The sequence below is a fragment of the Sorangium sp. So ce176 genome (genome assembly GCF_051519835.1).
GTDB classification, from domain to species: Bacteria; Myxococcota_A; Polyangia; order Polyangiales; family Polyangiaceae; genus Sorangium; species Sorangium cellulosum_G.
This window is the reverse complement of record NZ_CP150371.1, coordinates 12,013,513-12,036,618: the sequence shown is the minus strand read 5'-3', so window position 1 is coordinate 12,036,618 and position 23,106 is coordinate 12,013,513. Positions and strand designations below refer to the sequence as shown.

The following is a 23,106-nucleotide window of genomic DNA, read 5'->3' as shown; positions in this document are numbered from 1 at the left end:
AGCGCGGCTCGCGCCGCGAATCGCGAATCGCGAAGCGCCGCCGAGCGCGCCGGCCACAGCGCTGGCTCGAGCGGCCGCCGCGCGTTGCTCAGCGCGGTCGCCCGGGCGTGGGCCGAGCGGCGCCGGCCGTGGCGCTGGGCTTGTCGGTCCAATGCTTGAGGCCCCCTGTTCGTCGGCGTAGACTCCGCGGGGATGAAGTTGTTGCAGGCCGTCGCTCGGATCGGACTGAGGTCGGGGGACGATCCGCGGCTGCGCCAGCACAAGAGGATTCTCACGCTCACGGCCGCGCTCAAGGCGTGCGCGTGCCCCGCCTGGGGGATCGCCTATGCGGCGAGCGGGGATGTCCGCTCGGCGGCGATCCCGCTCGGCTACACGGCGTGCACGGTCCTGAGCCTCGTCCACTTCGCCCGGACGAAGGGGTTCGCCGGGTTCCGCTTCCGCCAGGCGCTGCTCATCTTCGCGCTGCCGTTCCTCATGCACGCGAGCCGGGGAGGGTTCGTCTCGTCGAGCGGCGTCGTCCTGTGGGCGCTGCTCGCGCCGCTGACCTTCTTGCTGTTCCACGGGTCACGGGCGTCCATCCCGTGGTTCGCCGCCTACGCGCTCCTCGTGATTGTCGCGGGCGCCGTCGACCCCCTGCTCTCGGCGAGCGCGCCGGAGACGCCCGAGGCGCTCATCGCCTGCTTCTTCGCGATGAACATCCTCACTGTGTCGGCCATCGCCTACGCCGCGGTGCAGTATTTCGCGCGCCAGCTCGCGGAGGAGCAGGAGAAGCTCGCGGAGCTCGTCGCCTCTTCGGCGCAGGCGCTCGACGACGTGGCGAGGTGGTCGTCCGCCGCGGCGACGCAGATCGCGGAGGCCATCGGGGCGCTCGAGGTCGCCGTGTGGAAGGCCGAGGCGGAGAGGATGGTCAGCCTCACAGCGACCACCACCGAGGCCCCGTCGGCCGAGGCGCTGCGCAGCGCCGCGCTGACGAAGCGGCCGCTCTCGAGGTCGGCGGACGTCGTGATCCCCGTCATCGGCATGTCGGGCGACGTCCACGGCGCCCTGGTCATCGTCGGCAGCAGCGTCGCGTGGACCGACACGACGAGGCGGCTCGTCGATTCGTTCGCTCACCACCTCGGCAGCGCGCTCGAGCTGTCGCGCATGCGCAAGGAGCTCGCCGGCGCGGCCGAGCGCCGGAAGGCGACGCTCGAGGACATGGTGAGCCGCGGCATCGATGTCCTGCAGATCTGCCCGAGCTGCCATCGTTGTTACGATCAGAGCGCGCCGCTGTGCAGCTACGACGGAGCCGCGCTGAGCATGCCGCGGCCGTTCCCTTACCGCATCGCGGGGCGATACAGGCTGACCCGGGTCGTCGCGGAGGGCGGCATGGGCCGCGTGTTCCGGGCCCAGGACGAGCGGCTCGGGCGCGACGTCGCGATCAAGGCCATCAGGACGGAGCTCTTCAACAACGACGATGTGCGCGTGCGGTTCGCGCGGGAGGCGCGCCTCGTCGCGCGCATTCAGCACCCGTCGGTCATCGAGGTGTACGACTCGGGCGAGCTCGAGGACGGGTCGCTCTACATCGTCATGGAGTGGCTGGAGGGCTGCAACCTCGCTCATGCCATGAGGGACAACGGGCCCGGGACGCCTCCGCAGGTGGCGCTCCTCCTGCGCGAGGGGGCCTCGGCGCTCGCGGCCGCGCACGCGGCGGGGCTCGTGCACCGCGACGTGAAGCCGGAGAACATCTACCTGGTTCCGTCGACGTCCCCGGACGGTTTCCGCGTCAAGATCCTCGATTTCGGCATCGCCAAGGAGATCTCGGCGGACGTCAGCGCGACGTCGACGGGCATCTTCCTGGGGACTCCGCTGTACATGGCCCCCGAGCAGGCCAGCGGCAGGCCGGTGGACGCGCGCAGCGATATCTACTCCTTCGCCGCCGTCGCGTACCAGGCGCTCACCGGGCGGCGCGTCACGGTCGGAGACGACATCTCCACGGTCCTGTCGAGCCTCTCGCGCGTGGCCCCGCCGCCCGTCTCGTCGCTCCTCCCGGGGACGCCGCCGGCGATCGACGACGCCTTTGCCCGGGCGCTCGCCCTGTCGCCCGACGAGCGACCGGATGACATCGAGGCGTGGGTGAGCTCCTTCGTCGACCACCTCGACGCGCTGCCCCGCCGGTGCCGGGGCTGGCGCGCCGCGGGCGTCACGCACGACCTGGACGACTTCAGCCGCGTCGATACGGTCCGGATCAACGAGCCCGGGGCGAAGCTCCAGTCGGTAGCGCCGCGCGCGTCGTGACAGCGCCCGCGTCGTCGCTCGACGAGCGCCCCGCGCCGCGGGGAGGTGGGGCCTTGCAAAGAGGGCGGTGGAGGGGGTATGCCCGGAACGGGACCTCCATGCTGTGCCCTCGTTGCCACCGGCGGTACGCGGATGACCACCGCTTCTGCCCGCACGACGGGGAGAAGCTGGTCAAGAGCCTCGACATCCGGCGGATCCGGTCCCAGCCGACCGAGCACGTGGGCGCCGTCATCGCCGAGCGGTACCGGGTGCGCGGCCTGATCGGCAGCGGCGCCATGGCGCAGGTGTTCCTGGCGGAGGACACGCAGGGGGGCGCGCCCGTCGCGCTGAAGCTCCTGGAGCCGAGGTTCCGCCGCGAGCCCAAGGTGAAGGCGCGGTTCCTCATCGAGGCCAAGGCCGCGTCCACCGTCGTGCACCCGAACCTCGTCGAGGTCCTCGACATCGGCCTTCACGACGGGTCGCCGTACCTCGTGATGGAGTTCCTCTTCGGAGAGTCGCTGAGCTCGCTGCTCCTGCGCGACAAGCGGCTGTCTCCGGAGGCCGGCGTGCCCATCCTCCTCCAGGCCGCGGCCGGGCTCGGCGCGGCGCACCGCGCGGGGATCGTCCACCGGGACATCAAGCCGGCCAACGTGTTCCTCGTGGGCGAGAGGGGCGACGCCTGGGCCGCCAAGGTCGTCGATTTCGGGTTCGCCAAGCTGTACGAGCACTCGGGGCTCACCCAGGCCGGGGTGACCGTCGGCACGCTCGAATACATGGCTCCGGAACAGACAATCAGCGACCCGCCCGACGCGCGCACGGACGTCTACGGCTTCGGCATGCTCATGTACCGCGTGTTCTCCGGCAAGCTCCCCTTCAGCGCCGCGCGGGGCTCTGGCCACGCGCTGATGCCCGCCATGGAAGACGCGATGGTGCTGGGCCATCAGCTCATGACGCCGCCCCCGCCGCCCGGCCTGGGCGCGAGCCCGGCGTCGAGGGCGCTCGAGGCGGTGATCATGAAATGCCTGCGCAAGCGGCCGGAGAACCGGTATCCGTCGATGGAGGCGCTCAGCGACGATCTCGGCCGGATCGGGCGGCCTGGCGCGCTGGCGGCGGACGCGCCGATCGAGTCGCCCGACGTGTATGTCCCGAGGACGCCGTATGGAGAGCACGCGGCGCGGTTCCTGTACAAGCAGCTCGGCAAGGTGTACGGCGCAGCGCCGTAGCCGCGACATGCCCGGCATACGGCGCCCCGCACGGTCCGCACGACGCCGCGCCGCGGCGCTGGCCGCCTGCGCCGCCGTCCTCGGCTGGCCGCTCGCCGCGGGCGCGGCGCCGGGAGCGCCGCGCGAGGCCGCCGCGGGCGGAGCGCCGCGCGAGGTCGCCGTGAGCGGCTCCGCCACGGAGCCCGGAATCCGCCTCACGCTGCCGTGGCTGCTCGTCCAGCTCGTGCCGAGCCCGGAGCTGTGGATCGGGGCGCGCGGGACGCGCTTCGGGGTCCGCTGGCAGGTGACGCCGTTGCTTTACTCGTTCGGGATCAACCGCAAGCTCTCGCCGTGGCGCGCCTTCGTCGTCGAGCCGCTCACGCGGCACGCGGGCTCCATCGAGCTGTTCGGCTCGCCTGAATACGTCGCGGGCGCGGCGGCCGGGGGCTGGATGGTGCGCGGCGGCATACGCTCCTATTTTCCGCTGCTCGACCGGGGAGAGGCCCTGTCCTGCTCGCTCGGTGGCTCCGTGCTCCACGCTCGCGATCAGGTGGCCGCCTCGTACGAGGCGGGGATCTACACGCTGTTCGGCGGCCTCGGCGCCCAGGTGACCGTCACGCCGGCAGCCGCCTTGCGGTCGACCACGATCACGCTCAGCATTCGCTATTTCTGACGCCGCGCATGGCCAAGCGCATCTCCTCGTCTCCCGCACGATCGCCCGCGCTCTCGGCCACGCTGTCACGCGCGCTGTCGGCGGCAGGATCGCGCGCGCGCCCGCTCGCCGCGGCGCTCCTCGCGATCGCCGGCCTGTCGCGCTGCGTGCCCGCCCGCATCCTCGGCGATAACGTCGCCATCCTGTTCGACCGCCCGCTGCCGGTGCCGGACAAGGTGCGCGCGCCTCATCGACCCGAGGCGCGGCTCGCCGTCCTCTGGGTCGGGCACGCGACAGTGCTCGTGCAGATCGACGACAAGTTCATCCTGACGGACCCTGTCTTCACATCCAACGTGGGGCTCATCGTGAAGCGGCTCGTCGAGCCGGGGCTCGACCCCGAGGACCTGCCGCCCATCGACGCCGTCCTCGTCTCGCACATGCATTTCGACCACCTCTCGCTGGGGTCGCTGTCGCTCATCGAGCCGAAGGTCCGGACGCTGCTCGTGCCGCAAGGCGGGCTCGTCTACGTGCCGAACCACGCGTTCGAGTCGGTCGAGGTCCCGACCTGGACGACATGGCAGCAGGGCGATCTGAAGGTCACGGCGGTCCCGGTGAGGCACTCCGGATACCGCTACGGCCTCGACCGGGACTGGATGACGACGAGCTACACCGGATATGTGATCGAGTATCACGGGATCAAGGTGTATTTCGGCGGCGACACCGCGTACCAGCGCGATTATTTCGAGGAGACGCGCGCGCGGTTCCCCGGGATCGATCTGGCCCTCTTGCCGATCGCGCCGGTGGGGCCGCGCGATTTCATGGTGACGAAGCACGTGGACCCGGCGGAGGCGGTCCAGGCCTTCCTCGACCTCGGGGCGCGCCGGATGATGGCCATTCATTTCGATACCTTCATCAACAGCACCGACGCGTTCGGCCAGGCGCCCCGCGAGCTCCGGCGCGTCATGGCGGTGCGCGGGCTCGGGCCCGACAGGGTGTTCCTCCCGAGGCACGGAGAGCAGCGGATCCTGATCGCGAGGTGGGCGCCGTGAGGCCGGTTCAAGGGCGGCCGGCGGAGCCTCCCCGCGCGGCCTCCGCCGCGCCCTCCAGCGCGCGCAGGGCCGCCGCGTAGTCCTCGGGCGTGTTCAGGTTGCGCAGCGACAGCAGCGCCGGATCCGCCTCGCGGAGCCGCGGATCCGCGAGCAGGAGCTCCGGCTCGACGACCAGCGTGCGCGCCCGCTCGAACAGGGAGGACAGCCGCAGCGTGCCCTGCGCGAGCAGCGCCGCCGCGTCGGCGCGCGCCGAGCAGGCGTACACCGCGCCGAGCGGGTGATGGTGCCCGTCCGCCCACGGAACGGCGACGGCGTGGCCGCCCGCCTGCAGGTCCGCGAGGCGCCGCACGAAGGCGGGGTGCAGGAACGGCGCGTCGGTCGCCGAGACGTAGGCCCGCTCGGCGAGCGGCGCGACCGCCTCGAGCCCCACCGCGATGCCCTGCAGCGGGCCGCGGCCCTCCTCCGGGTCGCGCACGACGATCACCCCGTCCGGCAGCGGCGGCAGCTCCTGCCCGGGCGCAGCGACAACCGCGATCGGCCACGCCGCCTCGCCGAGGCGCCGCACCACCCGCTGGAGCAGCGCCTCGCCCCCGAACGGCAGCCACGCCTTGGGGCGCCCCATCCGGCTGCTCCGACCGCCGCACAGCACCACGCCCGCCAGGCCGGCCGCGCGACAGGCAGCGCTGCCCTCGCCGTCCGGCGCGCCGGGTGCGCCGGGCTCACCGAGCGCCGTCGATACCTGCCCCTGATTCATGAGGTTCGCCGCGTCCGAGCATGGGCGCGCGCCAGGGCGCCGGCCACCGGGATCGCGCCCCTCGGCCGGATAGTTGGGCGCCGGCGCGCCCCCGTGGATAATGCGCGCCGAGAAGCCGTCTGCGATGCGCCACGCCCCTGTCCTCCTCGCGATGTGCGCCGCGGCCGCGCAGATCGGCTGCGACCGGTCCGCCAACGTGGGCGCCGGGCTCGCTCCACCGCCCGCTGTCGCCGCCCCTATCGCGTCCGCGGCCGCCCCTATCGCGTCCGCGGCCGCCCCTATCGCGTCCGCGGCCGCCCCTATCGCGTCCGCGGCCGCCCCTGTCGCGCCCGCGGCCGCCCCTGACGCGCCGGCCGACGCGATCACGCTCATCGCGGGCGGCGACGTGTGCCTCGGCAAGGCGCTCGGCCAGGAGCTGCTCCGCAACCCGGCGCACGACCCGTTCGCCCCTGTCGCGGCGCTGTTCGCCGCCGCCGACGTGCGCTTCGTCAACCTCGAGAACCAGCTCAGCGATCAGGGCGGAGAGACCCAGCACAGCCGCCAGCCGCTCGTGTTCACGGGCCCGCCCATCGGCGCGGACGCGCTCGCGCGCGCCGGCATCAGCGTGGTGTCGCTCGCGAACAACCACATGTGGGACTACGGCAAGGGCGCGTTCCTCGAGACGCTCGGCCACCTGGAGCGCGTCGGCGTCGCCTACGTGGGCGCCGGCCGGACGCGGCTCCAGGCGTACGCGCCGGCCGTCATCGAGCGCCGCGGCTTCCGCGTGGCGGTGCTGGCCGTGACCGGCATCTGGAACCAGGGCTCGCTGTGGCAGCACCCGGCGCGCGAGTTCGTCGCGGCCGCGGAGCGGCACGGGATCGCCGCCGCAGTGCGCGCCGCGCGCAAGCAGCCCGGCGTGGACGCGGTCGTCGTGAGCTACCACGGCGGCACCGAGTACCTCGACACCCCGCTGCCCCAGGCGCGCGCGGTCGCCGCCGCCGCCATCGACGCCGGCGCCGACGCCTTCCTCGGCCACCACCCGCACGTGCTCCAGGGCATCGAGCTCCGCCGCGGCCGGCCCATCTTCTACAGCCTCGGCAACTTCATCATGAAGGTGAAGAGGACCGGCCCCGCGGTCGAGCTCGCGATGCTCGCCCGCCTGCGCCTGCGCCGCGGCGCGCCGCCCGTCGCGGAGATCTGCCCCGTGCGCAGCGAGGGCGTCGGGACCGTGCCGCTCGCGGCCGACCCGCGGCGCGCCGAGACCGAGGCGGCGTTCACGGCGCGGATGCGCCGCGTGGCGGCGTTCGTCGAGGGCGAGCCGGCGATCGGCCCGTTCGCCGCCGACGGCTGCGCGCCGCTCGAGGAGGCCGCGAAGGCGGCCCCCGCTTCGCCGCCGAAGGTCGCCGGGCCGATCCGCTGAGCGACGCCCTGGCCATCCGGCGCGCGTGCATTGCCGCTCGGAGCGAGCGCTGCGCACGGGCCCCTCACCCGAAGAGCTTCAGCACCACGTTGCCCGTCTTCTGTCCGGACGCGACGTAGGCATAGGCCTCCTGGATCGCATCCAGGGTGACGGTGCGGTCGATGACGGGCCGGAAATGGCGCTCGGTGATGAGCCGGCGCATCACCTCGAGAAACGCCTTTCGGCCGGTGGGTACGGGGAACACGACCCGCTTTCCGCCGAGAGCGGGCGTGAGGAGCGCCAGGAATGGATTCTGCCACCCGGGTCCGGGCTCCGAGGAGACGTACACGCCCCTGGGCGTCAACAAGCGCTTGCAGGCGCCAAACGTGCTCTTTCCCACCGTGTCGAACACGTAGTCATGGACATGGTCGTCCCGGGTAAAGTCCGATTGCTCGTAATCGATGACCCGGTCGGCCCCCAGCGACTTCAGCAGATCCAGGTTCCTTGTGTTCCCCACCGCGGTCACGGTGGCGCCACGGTATACGCACATCTGCAGCAGCGCGGAGCCGATCGCCCCTGTCGCCCCGTTGATCAGCACGCGCCGATCGTTCTGGAAGGCCGCTCGCTCGAGGATGCTGTGGGCATACCAGGCACCCTCCAGGGAAGCCGCGGCCTCTTCGAAGCTCAGGCCGGTGGGCATGCGCGCGACCGAGTCACCACCGGAAATGACGAGATACTCCGCGTGAGACCCGGCCCCGAGATCGTTGATCCCCCAGACATTGTCGCCGACAGCAAAGCCGCCGACGCGCGCGCCGATAGCCTCCACCCGCCCCGCGAAGTCGGTGCCGAGCGTCTGGGTCCTGGGTCTGCGGAGGCCGGTCATGAACCGCATGATGAACGGTTGGGCCGAGAGCAACGCGCAGTCGGTGCGGCTCACCGTGGCAGCGTGGACCCGGACCAGCATCTCGTCATCGGCCGGCGTGGGCACTGCCACGTCCTCGATCCGGATGACTGCCGGCGTTCCATAGCGGTCCCGTCGGGCGGCTCGCATGGCTCAGTGCTACCGGAGATGGCCGATCATGTCCATGTGGCTCGTCGTGGGCAGACAGGCCGCCCGCGGCTGCGCTGCCGGCCCGCCCCTTCTTCGTGACCGGTGAACCGTCCTGACATTCAACAGCGAGCGGCGCAGCCTATCGTGTCTTGCAACATCAGCCAGGCGACAGCACCTCAATACTCCATGTCGGCTGCGTGAGCTTCCCAATCGATGGCCAGGAGCTGCGCGACCACGGCGGGATCGATCGGGAACGCGAAGTCATCCTGGAACCAGATCACCACAAGGCCGGAGAAGTCGCGGCTCCTGTCGCGGGCCGGATCGAGCGAGTCGAACCGGCCGATGCAGGTTACCCTGGGCAGCGCCGAGGGGATGCCGAACGGGTACGGGTCGTCCTGGGGGAGCTCGATGGGCGCCTCCGTCGGTCGGATCAGGTACGGTCCGCCGGGGTACGGGTTGTCCCGGTGCTCCGAGACCAGCTCCTCGATCTGCTCCTTGTTCCGCTCGACGGTGGGCAGCCCCTCCAGCATGCCCTCGTAGGTCAGGTACTGTCGCAGCTCGCGAAGGTACAGCCCTCGCCCCGAGGGCAAGTCGAATTCACCGACGCTTGTCATCCGTACGCCTCCCCTACCCCCTCCGCCGCCACCGGGAGACGGGTGCCACCGCTCGCGAACGCGTCGCGCCCCTCCGTGCTTCCCTCTGGCCACGCCCCCGCGCCGCGCGCCTCACGACCGCCCGCGCCGCGCGCCCCCCACCTCGTCGACCGCCTCGAGAGCGCTCTCGATCTCGCGCACCAGCTCGTCCGCCGCCTGCTGCTCCCTGTCGGCGCGCGCCTCCTCGACCGACGCGTCGAGGCGCGCCTCCACCCGCCGCAGCAGCTCCGCGACCCGCTTCCCCTCGGTCGACGCGGCGTCCACGCGCCGCCGCTTCAGGGCGCCCAGCGCGGCCTCCACGGCGGGCAGGAGCGGCGCGGCAACGATTGGGTCGGCGGCCCTCAGCTTGGACCGGGTGCGCTTCGCCAGGCCGAGCAGCTTGCCGAGCGGCGAGCGGGCGCGCCGGCGCTGCACCACCCACCCGATCGACGCGAGCACGCCGGCGCCGAGCAGCACCGCCGCGCCCTGCACGTAAGGCACGGCCGCGGGCGCGACGGGCGGGATCACCGCGTCCGGCACCTCGACCGTGATGCCGCCGTTCAGGCAGCTCGTCAGCTCCTGCGCCGTCTGGAGCCGCGCGCGCGCGAGCGGGAGGAGCCGGAGCGGAAGGCAGGGGGCCTCCACGCCCGCGAGCGCGCAGGCGGGCGCCGGATCCCCTGTCGCGATGGCGTGCACCTCGTGGGTCACGGGGTCGCGACTCGTCACGTGGAAGCCGCCCTGCGCGAAGTCGACGAGCCCGCCGCTGTCGACCGAGGCGCCGCCGGGCGCGCCGGCCGGCCAGGTCGTCGTCGCCGCGTCGATGACCGAGCCGTCGGTCGAGCAGGCGAGCTTGCCGCGGAGGACGATCTCGCCGCCGGGCGCCACGTCGACGTGCTGCGCCACCCGATCGCGCCGGAGAGGGAAGGTCTGGGTCATGGGCTCGCCTCGAACATGCCTGCAGGTCGCCGCGCCCGCGGCGTCGTCGCCACGCGCCCGGCCCTCAGTGGAGGTGCGCCCGCGAGGCTGTCTCGAGCAGCATCGCGAGCACGAGCGGGTCGCCCAGGCCGTCCGAGGCGCCCGTGTGGCTGCGGAGGCGCGCGAGGCGGTCCGCGTCCTTCAGGAAGAGCGGCTCCTTCAGCGCGTCGGCGGCGGCGCGCAGGATGCCCTCCCGCTCGGCGAGCAGCGCGGCGGCCCGGCCGCGGTCGCCGAGCGCGATGTGCCGGGAGGCCTCGGACAGCGTCTCGCCCGCGGCGAAGCCCTGGATCGTGCGGGCCACCGACGGGTCGACGCTCGCCGCGCTGTCGGCGTCGCCGGCCGCGTACGCGACCTTGAGCGGCGCCTCGTCGACGACGTTCTTCCTGGCCACGCGGTCCTTGTACTTGAGCTCGATCGACGCGATCGTCCGCGCGTCCACGCCGGCCGGCAGGCCGAGCTTGAGGAGCAGCGCGTGGCTGTCGTCGCGCGAGAACGCCGGGATGAAGAACCGCATCCCGCCCTCGGCGTCGTCCTTGCGATCCTGCTCGATGCGATCGCGCTTCCGCGCCTGCGCGTCCGCCGCGACCTCGATCTCCCGCACGCGCGCCGCCTCGGCGTCGCTCAGCCGGCGCGAGCCGTAGACCTGGAGCAGCTTCACGTCCGGCTTCAGCCGCACCCGGAGCTCGACCGCTGTCGCGACAGGATCGAGCCGCTTGTCGAGCTCCGTCGCGAGCGCCGGGGCGATCTGGTCGGGGTCGCGCAGGTAGTAGTAGCCGCCGGCCCCGTCGCTCGCGATGCCGCTCATCAGCGCGCCGTCGTAGTCGGCGCCGAGCCCGAAGGTGCTCGTCTGGACGCCGCCCTGGAAGGCGTCGAGCGCGAGCCGCGACAGCCGCTCCGAGCTCGTGATCCCGGCGTTCGCGCGCCCGTCGGAGAGCAGCAGCACGACCTTCACGGCGCCCTCCGGGATGCCCGGCTGGGCGGCCTGCGCGTAGCCGAGCTCGAGCCCGCGGCCGATGTTGGTGCCGCCGCCCTCCGCGATGCCGTCGATCGTGGCCTTGATCATCGCGCGCCGGGGCCCGACGGGCCCGTCGGGGATCCGGACCTGGGCGTCGCTCGAGAACGTGACCAGCGAGAAGTCGTCGCGCGCGTCGAGCCGGTCGACGAGCGCGCGCGCCGCGTCGCGCGCCCGCGCGATCGGCTCGCCCTGCATGGATCCGCTCACGTCGAGCACGAGGTGCACCGACAGGTGCGGCCGCGCCGCGGGCGCCTGCGCCGTCGAGCGGAGCGCGACGCGCACGTGCACAGGGCCGCCGCCGGGCGCGATCCTCGCGCGCTCGAGGTCCGTGCGCAGGGCGAGCGTCGCGCCCTTCGGGACGTCGATCGCGGGCGCGTAGCGGGCGCCGACGTCGCTCACGAGCTCGCGCTCGGCGGGCGGGACGATGCCGCGCGCGACGGCCGACTCGAACGCCGCGAGGTGGCCGCCGCCGGGGCGGTAGGTGGTCGCGAAGCGGCCGTTCGGGTCGATGGCGGCGGCCTCGGGGGCCGCGGCGCGGCCCGCGCCCTCGCTCGCCCCCCCGGCGACGGCGCGCGCGGCGGGCGCGGCGGGCGCCCCGCCGGTGGCCACGGCCCCCTTCGGGGCCCCCACGCCGCCCCGGAGAGCGCCGGGCGGCAGCCCGGGCTCCGCCTTGGCGTTCTCCAGGTCCTGAGCCCCGCGCATCGGCTCGGCGGCCGTGGCCTGCGGCGCCGCGGGCGCCCCCGCGGGCGCCGAGGATTCCGGGGCCTCCTTGGCGCTGCACGCGAGCCCTCCCGCCGCGAGCCCCAGCGCGAGCGCGCCGCCGAGGAGCGCTCGCTTTGCCCACATCATCCCGAGTTCGCTCATGCCTTCTCCCTCCCCGCCGTCCGCGCGGGTGCCCGGTAGGACGGGCCAGCGCCGGATCCGTTCTGTCGCCGCGCGCCAGGGACGACGCGCCGTCGCCGCGACGCCCTCGAGGATATCCGTGCAGACAGCGACGGGAGCGCGTTGTTCGGCAGGAGATCGCGAAAGCCTCGCGCCGCGCGCGTCTCCGGGGCGAGGGCGCGGGCCGCGCGCTAATCCATGAACTTCGGGGGCATGAGCGGATCGTGCGCGCTCGTGGCCGCGGGCGCCGCGGCCGGGGCCGCGCTCGCCGTCGCCGCGGGCGGGCGGCTCCTCGCCGGAGCGGGCCGCCGGGGCACCGGCAGCTCCAGCTTCGGCGGGAGCGAGCCCGCCTCGGTGATGGAGACCTTCTCCTCCACCGCGCGGCTGCCCTTGACGACGCGCACATTGCGCACGCTCCCGAGCGTGCCCGTGAGCTCGACCTTGCCGTTCTTCACGCGCGCCGGCGCTCCGTCGACCTCCACCGAGGCGTCCGCGGGGACGATCGCCAGCTCGACCCGGTGCTCGACGGGCACCTCGGGCGCGGGCGGGGCGGCCGTGCTCGGGACGGAGGGCGTCCTCGGGAGCTCCCGGAAAGCGATGTGCATGCCGGTCATCGCCGCGCTCGGCGGCGCGATCGGCCGGAGCATCGCGAGCGAGCCGAGGCCCGCGGCGACCAGCGCGGCGACCGCCACCTGCGGCCGGCGCGAGGGCCGGCGCGGCGCCTGCGCCTCGTGGCTCGCCCGCGGCGCCTCGGCCGTCTCGAGCGCGGGCGCCGTCGCGCCGTCGGTCGACTGGTCCCGCCAGCGCTCGGAGGCTCTCCCCGGCGCGGGGATCACGGGGCCGCTCCGCCGGGGCACGCGCGGGGCCGCCGGGAGCTCGAGCCGCGGCGCGACGGTCTGGCGCTCCGACGGCGAGAGCGGGACGAGCATGCCCTCGTCGAGCGAGAGCGGGTCGTCGCCCGGGTCGTCGCGGAGCAGCGGCAGGATCGCGTCGAGCATCACCGACGCGCTCGGGTAGCGGGCGACAGGCTGGTACTGGAGAGCGCCGTCGACGACCGCGGCGACCTCGGGCGCGACCCACGGCGCGAACTCCTGGAGCGGCGTGGGCAGCTCCGCGACGAGGGCGGCGATGAGATCGCCGAAGGCCTCGACGTCCTGGGTCGGCGTGCGCCCCGCGAGCGCGTGGTAGAGCACGATCCCGAGCGCCCAGATGTCGGTCCGGTGATCGATGTCCTTGATGCCCCGCGCCTGCTCCGGCGACATGTAGCGCGGCGTCCCGACCATGCTGCCGGACCGGGTGAGCCCCGTCGTGTCCCGGCGCGGCTCGTGGGCCGGCTTGATCTTGGCGATGCCGAAATCGAGCACCTTCACGATGAGCCCGGGCCCCTGCTCGCGCCGCGCGAGGAACAGGTTGCCGGGCTTGATGTCCCGGTGCACGACGCCGGCCTCGTGCGCCTTCTGCAGGCCGACGCAGGCCTGGGCCACGATCCGGAGCGCGAGCCGCGGGGGCAGCGGGCCGAGGCGCTCGAGGAGCTGCGCGAGGTCCTCGCCCTGGAGGAGCTCCATCACGAGGAACGGCGAGCGCGTCTCCTCGTCGACGCCCGCGTCGAGCACGCGGACGATGTGCTCGGTCTGGATGGCGCTCGCGGCCCTCGCCTCGCGCTCGAACCGCCCCACAGCGGACCGGCTGTGGAGGATGTCCGCGTTCATGATCTTCACGGCGACGCGGCGCTGCAGCGCCGTGTCGTCGGCCTCATGGACGACCCCCATCCCTCCTCGACCGAGGAGTCGGCCCAGGATGTACCTGCCGCTCAAGGTCTTGCCGTCCACAAGCAAGCTTTACCCCAGTGGTGCTGTAGGCGGGGCTTCAATCCTGATGCTATCGCGACCCGAAACCCAGCAATATCCGTGCTCCCCTGCTGGATTCTTGCATTCTCGCGCGCACCGGTCCTGCCGGCAGCAGCGCCCGCCGCGCGCGCCTCAGAACGCGTAGCGCGCCCCGATCCCGGGCGAGATCGCGACCATCACCTCGCCGGCGAGCGACTCCTGCTCGAAGCGGGCGAAGAACCCGCTCTCGGCGTCGACCCTGCCGTAGACACCTTCCGGGGGGTTCGCCCACACCGGCGCCTTCAGCCGGACCAGGACCACCGCCGCGAGGCCGGCCGTCAGCTCGAGGTGGTCGCCGAGCCGCAGGCCCGCGCGCACCTCCGACGTCAGCGCGAGGAAGCTGGCGGAGTCCCGCGCGACCGTCCGGTCGAGGTCGAACTCGAGGCCGCTGCTCGAGGTGAAGGTGCCCCTGCGCTCGTCGCTCACCGCGCCGAGCAGGGCGCCGGCGCCGAGCCGCATCGAGAGCCGGTGGCGATCGCCGAGCGACAGGCCGGCCCAGCCGCCCGCCAGGACGCCGCTGAGCGCCAGCGCGTCGTCGGCGGTGCCGGAGGCCTCCGGCGGGCGGTCCTGGATCTCCACGGACATGCGCCGCTCGGTCACGGCCTGGCGCACCTGGAGGTAGCCGGTCGTGAGGCCGAAGCCGAGGCCGGACCAGAGCTCGTAGCCCGCGTGGACCACGCCGACGCCGCCCGCGCCGATGCCCTGCGAGCACGCCCCGCTGCACCGGACCGCGGCGCTGCCGCCGAGGCTCGGCACGAACGCCGGGGACGCGACGAGCTCGACGAGGAACCGCCCCGGCGGGGTCCCGAGCTGGACGCGCTCGAGCGCGATCGGGACGACAACGCGCGTGTCGCGGGCGAGGCGCACGTCGCGCCGGCCGGTGACGAACCCGCCGGCCGCTACCTCGACGCGATGCCAGCCGGGGCTCAGGCGCCCCTCCCAGATCCCGCTGCCGAGCGCCACGCCGTCGACGGTGATGCTCGCGCACACCGGCGTGGGCTCGATCCGGAGCGTCGAGGTCAGCTCTGCGGCGTGAAGGTCGACGGTCGTCATCTGCTTCCGCTGGATGACCACGGAGGCCGGCATGGTGCCGAGGGCCCCCGGGCCGTGCAGCTCGACGGTGTGCTGGCCGGGCGGGAGCGATCCTTCCCAGGGCGTCGTGCCGACGGTGTAGCCGTCGACGAGCACGTCGAGCGCCATGCCCTTCTGCTCGGTGACGCGCAGGCGCCCCGACTCGACGAGCTTCTGGAGGCGGGAAAGGATGCGGACGACCTGCCCTCCGGCGACGTCGACGCGGGTCTCGAACGGCTCGAAGCCCTCCTTGTAGACGCGGACAACGTGGCTGCCCGCGCCGACGCGCAGCGGGGCGGGCAGCGGGTAGTCGCCGCGGCGCTGGCCGTCGATCATGACCGAGGCGCCGATCTCGGCGCCCGCGACGTCGAGGGTGCCGACGAGCCCGCGCAGCCGCACGACGGTCTCCTGCGCGGCGTTCCTGGTGTCCGGCGGCAGCTTCTGCGAGAAGTCGCGGAGCAGCGTCTCGAAGAGGGCGAGCGCCTCGTCGTAGCGGCGGAGCCGCTGGAAGCAGAGCGCCGCGCTCGAGGTGGCGCTCCACGTCGGATAGGCCTGCCGCGACGCGAGGAACTCGGCGAGCGCCGCCTCCCAGGCGCCCTGGCGAACCAGCGCGAGGCCGCGCTCGAAGCGGGCGCGCGCCTCCACGACGGGGTCCGCGGGCGGCGGGGGATCGGCGGCCGGCGTGGCGGCGTCGAGCGGCGGCGTGGTGGGGGATGCCGCAGGCGGCGTGGGCGATGCCGCAGGCGGCGGTGCGGCAGGGGGAGAGGCAGGAGGCGGCGCAGCAGGGGGAGCCGCCGGCTGGGCGAGCGCTGTCGGCGCCACGGCGAGCGCGGCGAGCGCGGCGAGCGCCGTGGCCGCCGAGCGGCGCCGCCTGCGGGCGACGGCGAGCGCGAGGAGCGCCGCGCCGGCAGCGAGCGCCGCCGAGGACGCGGGGCGCGCCGGCGCGGCGCTGCACCCGCCGGCGCCCGCCGGCTCGGGCGGCCGGACGCAGTGGCCTCGCAGGTTGCAGACGAAGCCCTCCGCGCAGTCGTCGAGCGAGGCGCAGCTCTGCCTGCAGGCGCCGCGCTGCGGATCGCACCGATAGGCGATGCAGGCCACCTCGACCTGCGCTGGACAGGCGGAGGACGCCAGCGTGCACCGCGCCGGCTCGGCGCTGTGATCGTCGTCGACGCACCTGGACGGCGCGCAGATCGAGCCGGCCTTCGCCGGGCTGCCTGCCTCGCGGCAATACCCTTCGGCCCCCTGGGCGCTGCAGGTGCCGCAGGGACAGGGCGCGTCGCAGCAGAACCCGTCGACGCAGAAGTCGGTGGAGAAGCAAGCAGAAGCAGCGGTGCATGCCTCGCCCCGGGCCAGGGCGAACCGCTCGGCCTCCGCGAGCGCGGCGTCAGCGTCCCCTCCCCCTGCCACCAGCACCTCGCCGCTCGACAGGAGCGTGGCGGTGTGGCCCATGCGCGCGTGGCGCATGGGGTTCGTGAGGGCCCAGGTGTTGACCGCCGGGTCGTACCGCTCGGCGCTGCTCTGGAACGTGCTCTCGCCGCCGTATCCGCCCGCCACGAGGACCAGGCCGTCGGGTAGCAGCGTCGCTGTGTGGCCCTGCCGCTCGCGGTTCATCGGGCGCGTGGGCGTCCAGCCGCCGGTCTCCGGATCGTACAGCTCCGCGCTCGCGAGCGGGGTGAGAGCGCTATCGTGGCCGCCCGCCACCAGCACCTCGCCGTTCGGCAGCAACGTCATCGTGGGATCGTCGCGCGCGTCAAGCATCGGGGTCGTGACCTCCCAACTGTCGGTGTCGGGGTCGTACAGCTCCGCGCTGGCGTGCACGATGGCAACGCTGTGGCCGCCTGCCACGAGGACCTTGCCGCTCGAGAGCAGCGTCGCCGCGTGCCTGTCGCGCCGGAAGTTCATCGGCGCCATGACGTCCCAGCGATCGGCCTCGGGGTCGTACAGCTCGGCGTGCTTGGGAGCGATGTCCCCCGCGTCGCCGCCCGCCACGAGGACCTTGCCGCTCGAGAGCACCGTCGCCGTGTGCTCGACGCGGGCTTCGTGCATCGGCGTCGCGTCGGTCCATGTGCCGGTCTCCGGGTGATACAGCTCCGCGGTCTCGAAAATCGGGCCTACATCCTGGACGAGGGCCTGCTGGCCACCCGCCACGAGGATCTCGCCGGTCGAGAGCAGCGTCGCCGTGTGCCCGCCGCGCGCGTGCTTCATGCTCCCCGTGAAGCTCCAGGAGTCGGCCGCCGGGTCGTACAGCTCCGCGCTGTCGAGCGTGAGGGTCACCTCGGCTGCGGGGCGCACGTCCCAGCCGCCCGCCACGAGGACGAGGCCGTTCGGCAACAGCGTCTCGGTGTGATCGCGCCGCGCGACGTTCATCGCTCCGGCGGTCAGCACCCACACCGGGTCGACGAGGACCGCCTCGCCGCCGGCGTCCACCGAGAGCTCGATGCGCGATCCCCGCGCCCTCAGCGCCATGGCGACAGGCCGCCCCGAGCGCGCATGGGCCCGCGGCGCCGACACGCGCAGCACGGCCGCCCCCCTCCCCGGCTCGACGAGCTCCACCGCCTCGCCGCGCGCGCGAAGCGTCGCGCCCTCCACCTGCCACGTCGCCACCACCTCGCCGCCGCGCGCGACGCCTTCGTCGAGCAGCAGCCACTCCTCCACGCCGTGATCGGTCGCGGACCAGAACGACGTCCCCCCGCTCCGCCGGTAGGCCACGGCCTGCTCCACCGGAGTGCCCTCCCCCACGACGCCTTGCTCTCGCACCCGCACCTCGACCCCTGCCGGCGTGCGGAACCGGATCGGCTCGCTGCCCTCCCGGGGGAGCACCACGCGAGGCCGCGAGGGTCTCCCGCCCACCTCTGCCGAGCCCAGATGAAACCCCTCCGCGTCGCCGACGAACGCCTCGCGCGCCTCGAGGACGGCGGCAGAGTGATCCGGGAACCGGCGGCGCAGGGTGTCGGCTGACGCAGGCGGCTCCGGCTCGGCGCTGCAGCCGGAGAGGCACGCGGGGCCCGAGAGCAGAAGGGCGAAGCGCGGCAGGACGCGCCGGAGGAAGCCGCGCGGGGACATCAGGAGTCGCCCCGCGGTCGTGTGGCTTTCCTCCGGAAGGCCGAGGATCTCCGCTGCGCGACGGCGAGGAGCGCGAGGGCCACGGCGCCGAGGCCGCGCCTCGAGGCGCCCGCCGCCGCGACGGCTGGCCCGACGCGACAACCCGAGATCACTTCGGACGGAGGGAGCACGCAATGGCCGGAGAAGTCGCAACCATGGCCCAGCGCGCAGTCCCGCAGCGAGCCGCACCTGTCCTTGCAAGCGCCGCTGGCCTGATCGCACTGGTAGGGCGCGCAGTCCACGACCTCCCTGGCCTCGCTGCTCGGGCCCGCGCAGCTCGCCCCATCGGCGGGGCAGTGGACAGGCGTCATGCTGTGCGTCTCATCGCTGCACTCCGCCGGGACGCACAGGCCGCCCCTGGGCACGGCGGAGCAGACGCCGACCCCGTCGCACGCTCCATCACAGCCCTCGCGGGCACATTCACCGCGAGCATCCCAGCCTTTCGGCTGGCGGACACAGCGGCCGAGGGACGAGGGCATGGCGCACGTGTGGCAGGGCTCGGAGCAGCGCGATTCGCAGCAGACACCGTCGACGCAGGCGACGAGCCCGCAATCGTCGTCCGACGCGCACGCGGCGCCGACGATCGTGTACCGCTCCGGATAGACCGTAGAGCCGACCAGCAGCACCTCGCCGTTCAGCAACCGTGTCGCGGAGTGCTCGTCCCTGTAGACGACATTCGTGGGCGCCGTGGTGGTCCATGTGTCCGCCTCCGGATCGTAGAGCTCCGCGTTCCTGCTGGACCCGGTCTCCGCAGCGTAGACCTGCCCTGCGACCAGGACCTTGCCGTTATACAAGGTCGTCGCGCTCAGCGCGTCGCGGTCCCCGATCATCCGGCTCGTGGGGGACCAGGTGCCAGCCGTCGGATCGTACCGCTCCGCTCCCGACTCGCCCACCGCCAGGAGCTCGCCGTTGCGCAGCTCCGCCAGCGCCAGGGGGTACCCATCGCCTCCGGTCATCGAACCCGTGAGCGTCCAGATGTTCTTGTCCGGGTCGTACAGCTCCGCGCTGGGCGTGGCCCCTCCCGCCACGAGGACCTTGCCGCTCGTCTGCACGAGCGCCGCGACGTGGCGTTCACGAGCGACGAGCATCGGTGCCGCGGACACCCAGGTGTTGGTCGCGGGGTCGTACAGCTCCGCGCTGGAGAGGCGGCCGATCGCGTTGCTTCCGCCCGCCACCAGGACCTTGCCGTTCGGCAGCAGCGTCGCTGTGTGAGCGCGCCGCGACTCGTCCATGGGGGCTCTGCCCGTCCAGGTGTTGGTCGCGGGGTCGTAGAGCTCCACGGCGTCGACGGGCGTCATGGCGCTGCTCTGGAGCCCCCCGACCACGAGGACGTGGCCGTCCTTCAACCGTGTCGCTGTGTGATAGATGCGCCCTGCGCGCATGGGTGCCACGAGGCTCCATGTGTCGTCCGCCGGGTCGTACAGCTCCGCCCTGGCGAGTTCGGGGAACCCGCCGTAACCGCCCGCCACCAGGACCTTGCCGCTCGGCAACAGCAGCGTCGCTGTGTGCCCACGCCTCCCTGCGACGTTCATGCGGCCGGCAGGCTCCCATGCGGGATCCACGAGCGCCGCCTCGCCGCCCGCATCGACCGACAGCTCGATGCGCGCGCCGCGCACCCGGAGCGCCGGGGCGACAGGCCGCCCCGAGGCCGCGTGCGCACGGGGCGCCGTCACGCGCAGCACAGGCGCCCCGCTCTCCTCGTCGAGGAGCTCCACCGCCGCGCCCCGCGGCCGCAGCGCCGCGCCCTCCACCTCCCACGCCGCCACAACGTCGCCGCCGCGCGCGACGCCTTCGTCGAGCAGCAGCCACTCCTCCACGCCCCCGTCGGTCGCCGTCCAGAACGACGTCCCGCCAGCGCGCCGGTAGCTCACCGCGCGCTCCGCGAGCAGGCCCTCGCCCGCGGCGCCGAGCTCCCGCACCCGGATCTCGCGGCCGTCCGCGAGGCGGAACAGGATCGCTCCGCCCCCGTCGTGGGGCAGCACCACCGCCGGCCGCGCGGCCTGCGCCCAGGCCCCGCCCGGCGCTGTCGCGGCCAGCCGGAAGCCGTCCACCGCCGGGGCGAACGCCTCCTGCGCCGACAGCACGGCGTCCGCGTGGCCCGGGAAGCGCAGGCGCAGCGCCGCGGCCGCGGTCTCCTCCGGCTCTGCGCCGCAGCCGCCGAGGAGCAGCGCGGCGGCGAGCGGGGGGGACAGCGCGGCGGGCGATCGTCTCGAGCGAAAGGAAGGTGCGGCCATCGGGCGTCTCGCGCGACGAGTAGAGCAGCCTTGCTCCGGCCCGCCTAGCCTCCCGCCCGATTCGCGCGGCCGCGGCGCCGGACGTCACCGCGGGTCGGCGCCGGGCCCGCTCTCCGCGGCGAGCTCCGCCTCCTGCGCGCGCGGCGCGGGCACCTCGAGGCCCGCCGCGCGGGCCAGCCCCATCACCCCTCCACGGCCGCCGCGACGCGGCCGAACGGATCCGCGCCGTCGACGGCGGTGACGTGCACCCGCGCCGCATGAGAATGAGGTGCTCGCTCGGGTTCGCGCGGATGCGGCCCCATGGGACTCGGCAGCAACCGGGCCATGCGGGAGAGCCGGTGAAAGGAGGCGTCCGAGGGACGCGCCGCGGGGCGGAGATCCAGGATGGAGCGCGCGGAGATCCGGAATGGAGCGCTGCCGCGGGGCCGCGGAGGTGGCCGCCGCGGGCGTCAGCGGACGTTGACCCGGAGCCGCACCGGGCGGCCGTCGCGCTCGACGACGAACGACAGGCTCTTGTCGGAGCGCATGCGCGAATAGGCCATCATGGCCTTTTGCGGGTCGGTCAGATCGATGCTGTTGACCGATTTCACGAGATCGCCGCTCTGGACCCCGAGCGACTCGAGCACCGAGCCGGGCTTGACCGTCATCTTCAGCCCGACCACCTGGTCGCCTCGCATCTCCGGGACCGCCGACGAGGTGCTCGTCACCAGCTCGGGATTATCGAAGATCTTCTCCGCGGCCGTGCGGTCGATGTCGATTTCCAGGTCGCTGACCCGCTTGATGCTCGCGGCGATCTCCGGCGGGACGCTGCTCTTGCCGGACCGGCGGGGCGGGGTCGCCCGGGGCGGCTCGGAGGGCTCCGGTGGCCTTGGCTCGGCCTTGTCTTCCTCGCCGGTCTTCTTGCCGAGCTCCATCTGGCAGCGCGCGCCCCCCGAGGTGAGCCACACCCGGTCCCACGCGATGTCCTCGACCTTCCGTCCGGCGACCTCCCCGCCGCGCCGCCCGAGCGCGGTGGGCCCGCCTTCGGCCTTGATGGCCGCGAACGACCACTCCGGATCCTCGGACATGGCGATCAGCACCACGCGGCCCTTGTCGCACGGGGGCGCGAGGTAAGGGTCGAGATGGGAGAGGTCCGCCTGTCCGGCCGGCGCCGCGCCCGGCGGGGGTCCGAGGGGGCCAGTGATCGAGTCGAACGGATTGCGCTCCAGGATCGGCGCCGCGCTCGGCGGGGGGTCGCCGGAGGGCGGCGGCCCGGCGGGCGCCGTCGCCCGAGGGGCGGAAGGGATGCTGTCCCGCGCGATCTGGTAGGCGATGAGATGAGACAGGCCGGAGGCCTGAAAATACGCGGAGACCGCGACCATTCCTCCCAGGATGGTTGCGAATCTGCGCTTGACGAACGCGTCGGGGTTCATGGATACCGCTCCTCAGGGCAGGAGCGCGCCGGGCCTCGCCGCGCGAGTGTCCCTTGCCGCCGCGGAGTCGCGGCAGTGCACGCCCTCGCCACCGGCAAGACCGCGCCTCGGGGCGAGCACCGAGCGTGCCCGCTCAGGGGCGATCGCGGCCGGAGAAGTGGGAGTCCGGCCGGGACAGCGGGGAGCGCGGCGCGCCGAGGCCACCTCGGCGGGCAGGGAGCGCGCATCGCTCAAGTGCAGCGCGACACGCACAACCCCGAAGAAGATCCGCATCTGCCGAAGGCACCACAGCGCAACGCGGGCCGCTGGTGTCGCGCGCGATGCCAGCGCTCAGCCATGCGGGAATGTTTCACGCTCCCGCGCCCCGATGGCGGCTTTGCACTACTTCAAACACCGCCGCAGGCGCTCGTTTTCTCCGGCCAAAACATCGTTCCTGGCCGCACAGGACCGCGGCCTGCGACGGGAGCCCTGTCCTCGAGAGCTTGACCCAGCATGGTTTGCCTGTAGCCTGCCGGGGGTTCGATCGCGCGAAGCGGAGCGATGAGCGATAGAGGAGCGTCATCATGAATCGATCGTGGCCCGCGGTGCTCAGATCGTTGATCCCCGTCCTCTCGGCGGCGCACGTCGCGTGCGGCGACGCCGGCGCGGATCCGGGCGGAGCAGGGGGCTCGCACCGAGACTCGCCTGACACATCGAGCACGTCGGCGTCGACATCCGCCTCTTCGACATCGGCCTCTTCGACGTCCGCCGGAGGGGCGCCTGACCTCTGGATCCCAGCGCTCGATACGTCGTGGCACTGGATGATCGACCACCCCCTGGATCTGAACGATCCCAAGGACATGGGCCTTGTCGATCCCACCGGGGCGCCCATCGATACGCCGCCTCCCACGGTCTACGACATCGACTGGGAGTTCACGCCGGCCGAGACGGTGGCCGCGCTCCACGCGATGGGCGCCAGGGTCATCTGCTACGTCGACGTCGGCGCGTTCGAGGACTATCGGCCGGACGCCGGCGATTTCCCGGAGTCGGTCAAAGGCAAACCGGATCATCACTGGGAAGGCTCGTTCTGGCTCGATATCCGGCAGATCGACGTCCTCGGGCCGATCATGGAGGCCCGGTTCCAGGTCTGCAAGGACAAGGGCTTTGACGCCATCGAGCCCGACGAGGTCGACGGCTACGCCAATGACTCGGGGTTCCCCCTCACCTACGAGGACCAGATCGCCTACAACCGCTTCATCGCGGATCTCGCCCACGGGATGGGCATGTCCGTCGGGCTCAAGGGCGACATCGAGCAGGCGGAGGACCTGTGGCCGCACTTCGACTGGACGCTGAACGAGCAGTGCTTCGAGTATGACGAGTGCGAGATCCTCGTCGACACCTTCCTGGCGAACGGCAAGGCCGTGTTCGAGGTGGAGTACGACGATCCGTTCTCGGGTCACATGACCGATCGGTCGCTCTTCTGCGAACAGGCGAACGCCTGGGGCTTCAACAGCATGGAGATGCCGCTCGACCTCGACGGCGGCCGATGGCCCTGCCGGTGACCCCGGCCTCGCCT

General features: G+C 73.3%; 15 protein-coding genes and 1 pseudogene. 6 read left to right on the top strand and 10 right to left on the bottom strand.

The genetic code is table 11. The features are described from left to right. The first annotated feature begins 192 nt into the window (after nucleotides 1-192). The 4 genes from WMF42_RS45425 to WMF42_RS45410 all read left to right on the top strand — a co-directional run bounded on the left by WMF42_RS45425 (nucleotide 193) and on the right by WMF42_RS45410 (nucleotide 5,159). Nucleotides 193-2,277: a serine/threonine-protein kinase gene (locus WMF42_RS45425; RefSeq protein WP_437689569.1), complete on the top strand. Its 2,085-nt coding sequence runs from the start codon at nucleotides 193-195 to the stop codon at nucleotides 2,275-2,277. 98 nt (nucleotides 2,278-2,375) lie between these two features. Then, nucleotides 2,376-3,479, top strand: coding sequence for a serine/threonine-protein kinase (locus WMF42_RS45420; protein WP_437689567.1), 1,104 nt, complete (start codon nucleotides 2,376-2,378; stop codon nucleotides 3,477-3,479). Between the two features lie 7 nt (nucleotides 3,480-3,486). Beyond that, nucleotides 3,487-4,131 (top strand): hypothetical protein, encoded by a 645-nt coding sequence (locus WMF42_RS45415; protein ID WP_437689565.1) that lies wholly within the window; start codon nucleotides 3,487-3,489, stop codon nucleotides 4,129-4,131. A gap of 8 nt (nucleotides 4,132-4,139) precedes the next feature. Next, complete coding sequence (locus WMF42_RS45410) at nucleotides 4,140-5,159, top strand: MBL fold metallo-hydrolase (RefSeq protein ID WP_437689563.1); 1,020 nt, start codon at nucleotides 4,140-4,142, stop codon at nucleotides 5,157-5,159. Nucleotides 5,160-5,166: 7 nt separating this feature from the next. On the opposite strand, the gene mobA is transcribed toward WMF42_RS45410, so the two are convergent. Beyond that, nucleotides 5,167-5,913, bottom strand: coding sequence for a molybdenum cofactor guanylyltransferase (mobA, locus tag WMF42_RS45405; protein ID WP_081426658.1), 747 nt, complete (start codon nucleotides 5,911-5,913; stop codon nucleotides 5,167-5,169). 124 nt (nucleotides 5,914-6,037) lie between these two features. Between mobA and WMF42_RS45400 the strand changes: the two genes are divergently transcribed. Beyond that, on the top strand, nucleotides 6,038-7,312 hold the full coding sequence (locus tag WMF42_RS45400) for a CapA family protein (RefSeq protein ID WP_437689561.1): 1,275 nt from the start codon (nucleotides 6,038-6,040) through the stop codon (nucleotides 7,310-7,312). A 64-nt stretch (nucleotides 7,313-7,376) separates the two neighbouring features. On the opposite strand, the gene WMF42_RS45395 is transcribed toward WMF42_RS45400, so the two are convergent. From WMF42_RS45395 to gspC, 9 genes and pseudogenes are all read right to left on the bottom strand, one after another. Further along, nucleotides 7,377-8,342 (bottom strand): NAD(P)-dependent alcohol dehydrogenase, encoded by a 966-nt coding sequence (locus WMF42_RS45395; protein WP_437689559.1) that lies wholly within the window; start codon nucleotides 8,340-8,342, stop codon nucleotides 7,377-7,379. A gap of 176 nt (nucleotides 8,343-8,518) precedes the next feature. After that, nucleotides 8,519-8,956: a hypothetical protein gene (locus tag WMF42_RS45390; RefSeq protein WP_061609575.1), complete on the bottom strand. Its 438-nt coding sequence runs from the start codon at nucleotides 8,954-8,956 to the stop codon at nucleotides 8,519-8,521. A 111-nt stretch (nucleotides 8,957-9,067) separates the two neighbouring features. Further along, nucleotides 9,068-9,910 carry a hypothetical protein gene (locus tag WMF42_RS45385; protein WP_437689557.1) on the bottom strand — a complete coding sequence of 281 codons (843 nt, stop codon included), beginning with the start codon at nucleotides 9,908-9,910 and terminating at the stop codon, nucleotides 9,068-9,070. 64 nt (nucleotides 9,911-9,974) lie between these two features. Then, nucleotides 9,975-11,828 (bottom strand): vWA domain-containing protein, encoded by a 1,854-nt coding sequence (locus WMF42_RS45380; protein WP_437689555.1) that lies wholly within the window; start codon nucleotides 11,826-11,828, stop codon nucleotides 9,975-9,977. Between the two features lie 209 nt (nucleotides 11,829-12,037). After that, nucleotides 12,038-13,675: a protein kinase domain-containing protein gene (locus WMF42_RS45375; protein WP_437689553.1), complete on the bottom strand. Its 1,638-nt coding sequence runs from the start codon at nucleotides 13,673-13,675 to the stop codon at nucleotides 12,038-12,040. Nucleotides 13,676-13,825: 150 nt separating this feature from the next. Beyond that, nucleotides 13,826-17,866: a kelch repeat-containing protein gene (locus WMF42_RS45370; protein WP_437689552.1), complete on the bottom strand. Its 4,041-nt coding sequence runs from the start codon at nucleotides 17,864-17,866 to the stop codon at nucleotides 13,826-13,828. Then, nucleotides 17,866-20,139: a Kelch repeat-containing protein gene (locus WMF42_RS45365; RefSeq protein WP_437689550.1), complete on the bottom strand. Its 2,274-nt coding sequence runs from the start codon at nucleotides 20,137-20,139 to the stop codon at nucleotides 17,866-17,868. The genes WMF42_RS45370 and WMF42_RS45365 overlap by 1 nt, the downstream gene beginning before the upstream one ends. 84 nt (nucleotides 20,140-20,223) lie before the next feature. Beyond that, nucleotides 20,224-20,387: pseudogene (locus WMF42_RS45360) on the bottom strand (SPFH domain-containing protein); the annotation flags it as partial. A gap of 201 nt (nucleotides 20,388-20,588) precedes the next feature. Beyond that, a complete protein-coding gene (gene gspC, locus WMF42_RS45355; RefSeq protein WP_437689548.1) occupies nucleotides 20,589-21,551 on the bottom strand; it encodes a type II secretion system protein GspC in 963 nt (320 codons plus the stop codon). 800 nt (nucleotides 21,552-22,351) lie between these two features. Between gspC and WMF42_RS45350 the strand changes: the two genes are divergently transcribed. Continuing rightward, entirely contained in the window at nucleotides 22,352-23,092 is a 741-nt protein-coding gene (locus tag WMF42_RS45350) for an endo alpha-1,4 polygalactosaminidase (RefSeq protein ID WP_437689546.1), read from the top strand. Nucleotides 23,093-23,106: the final 14 nt, after the last annotated feature.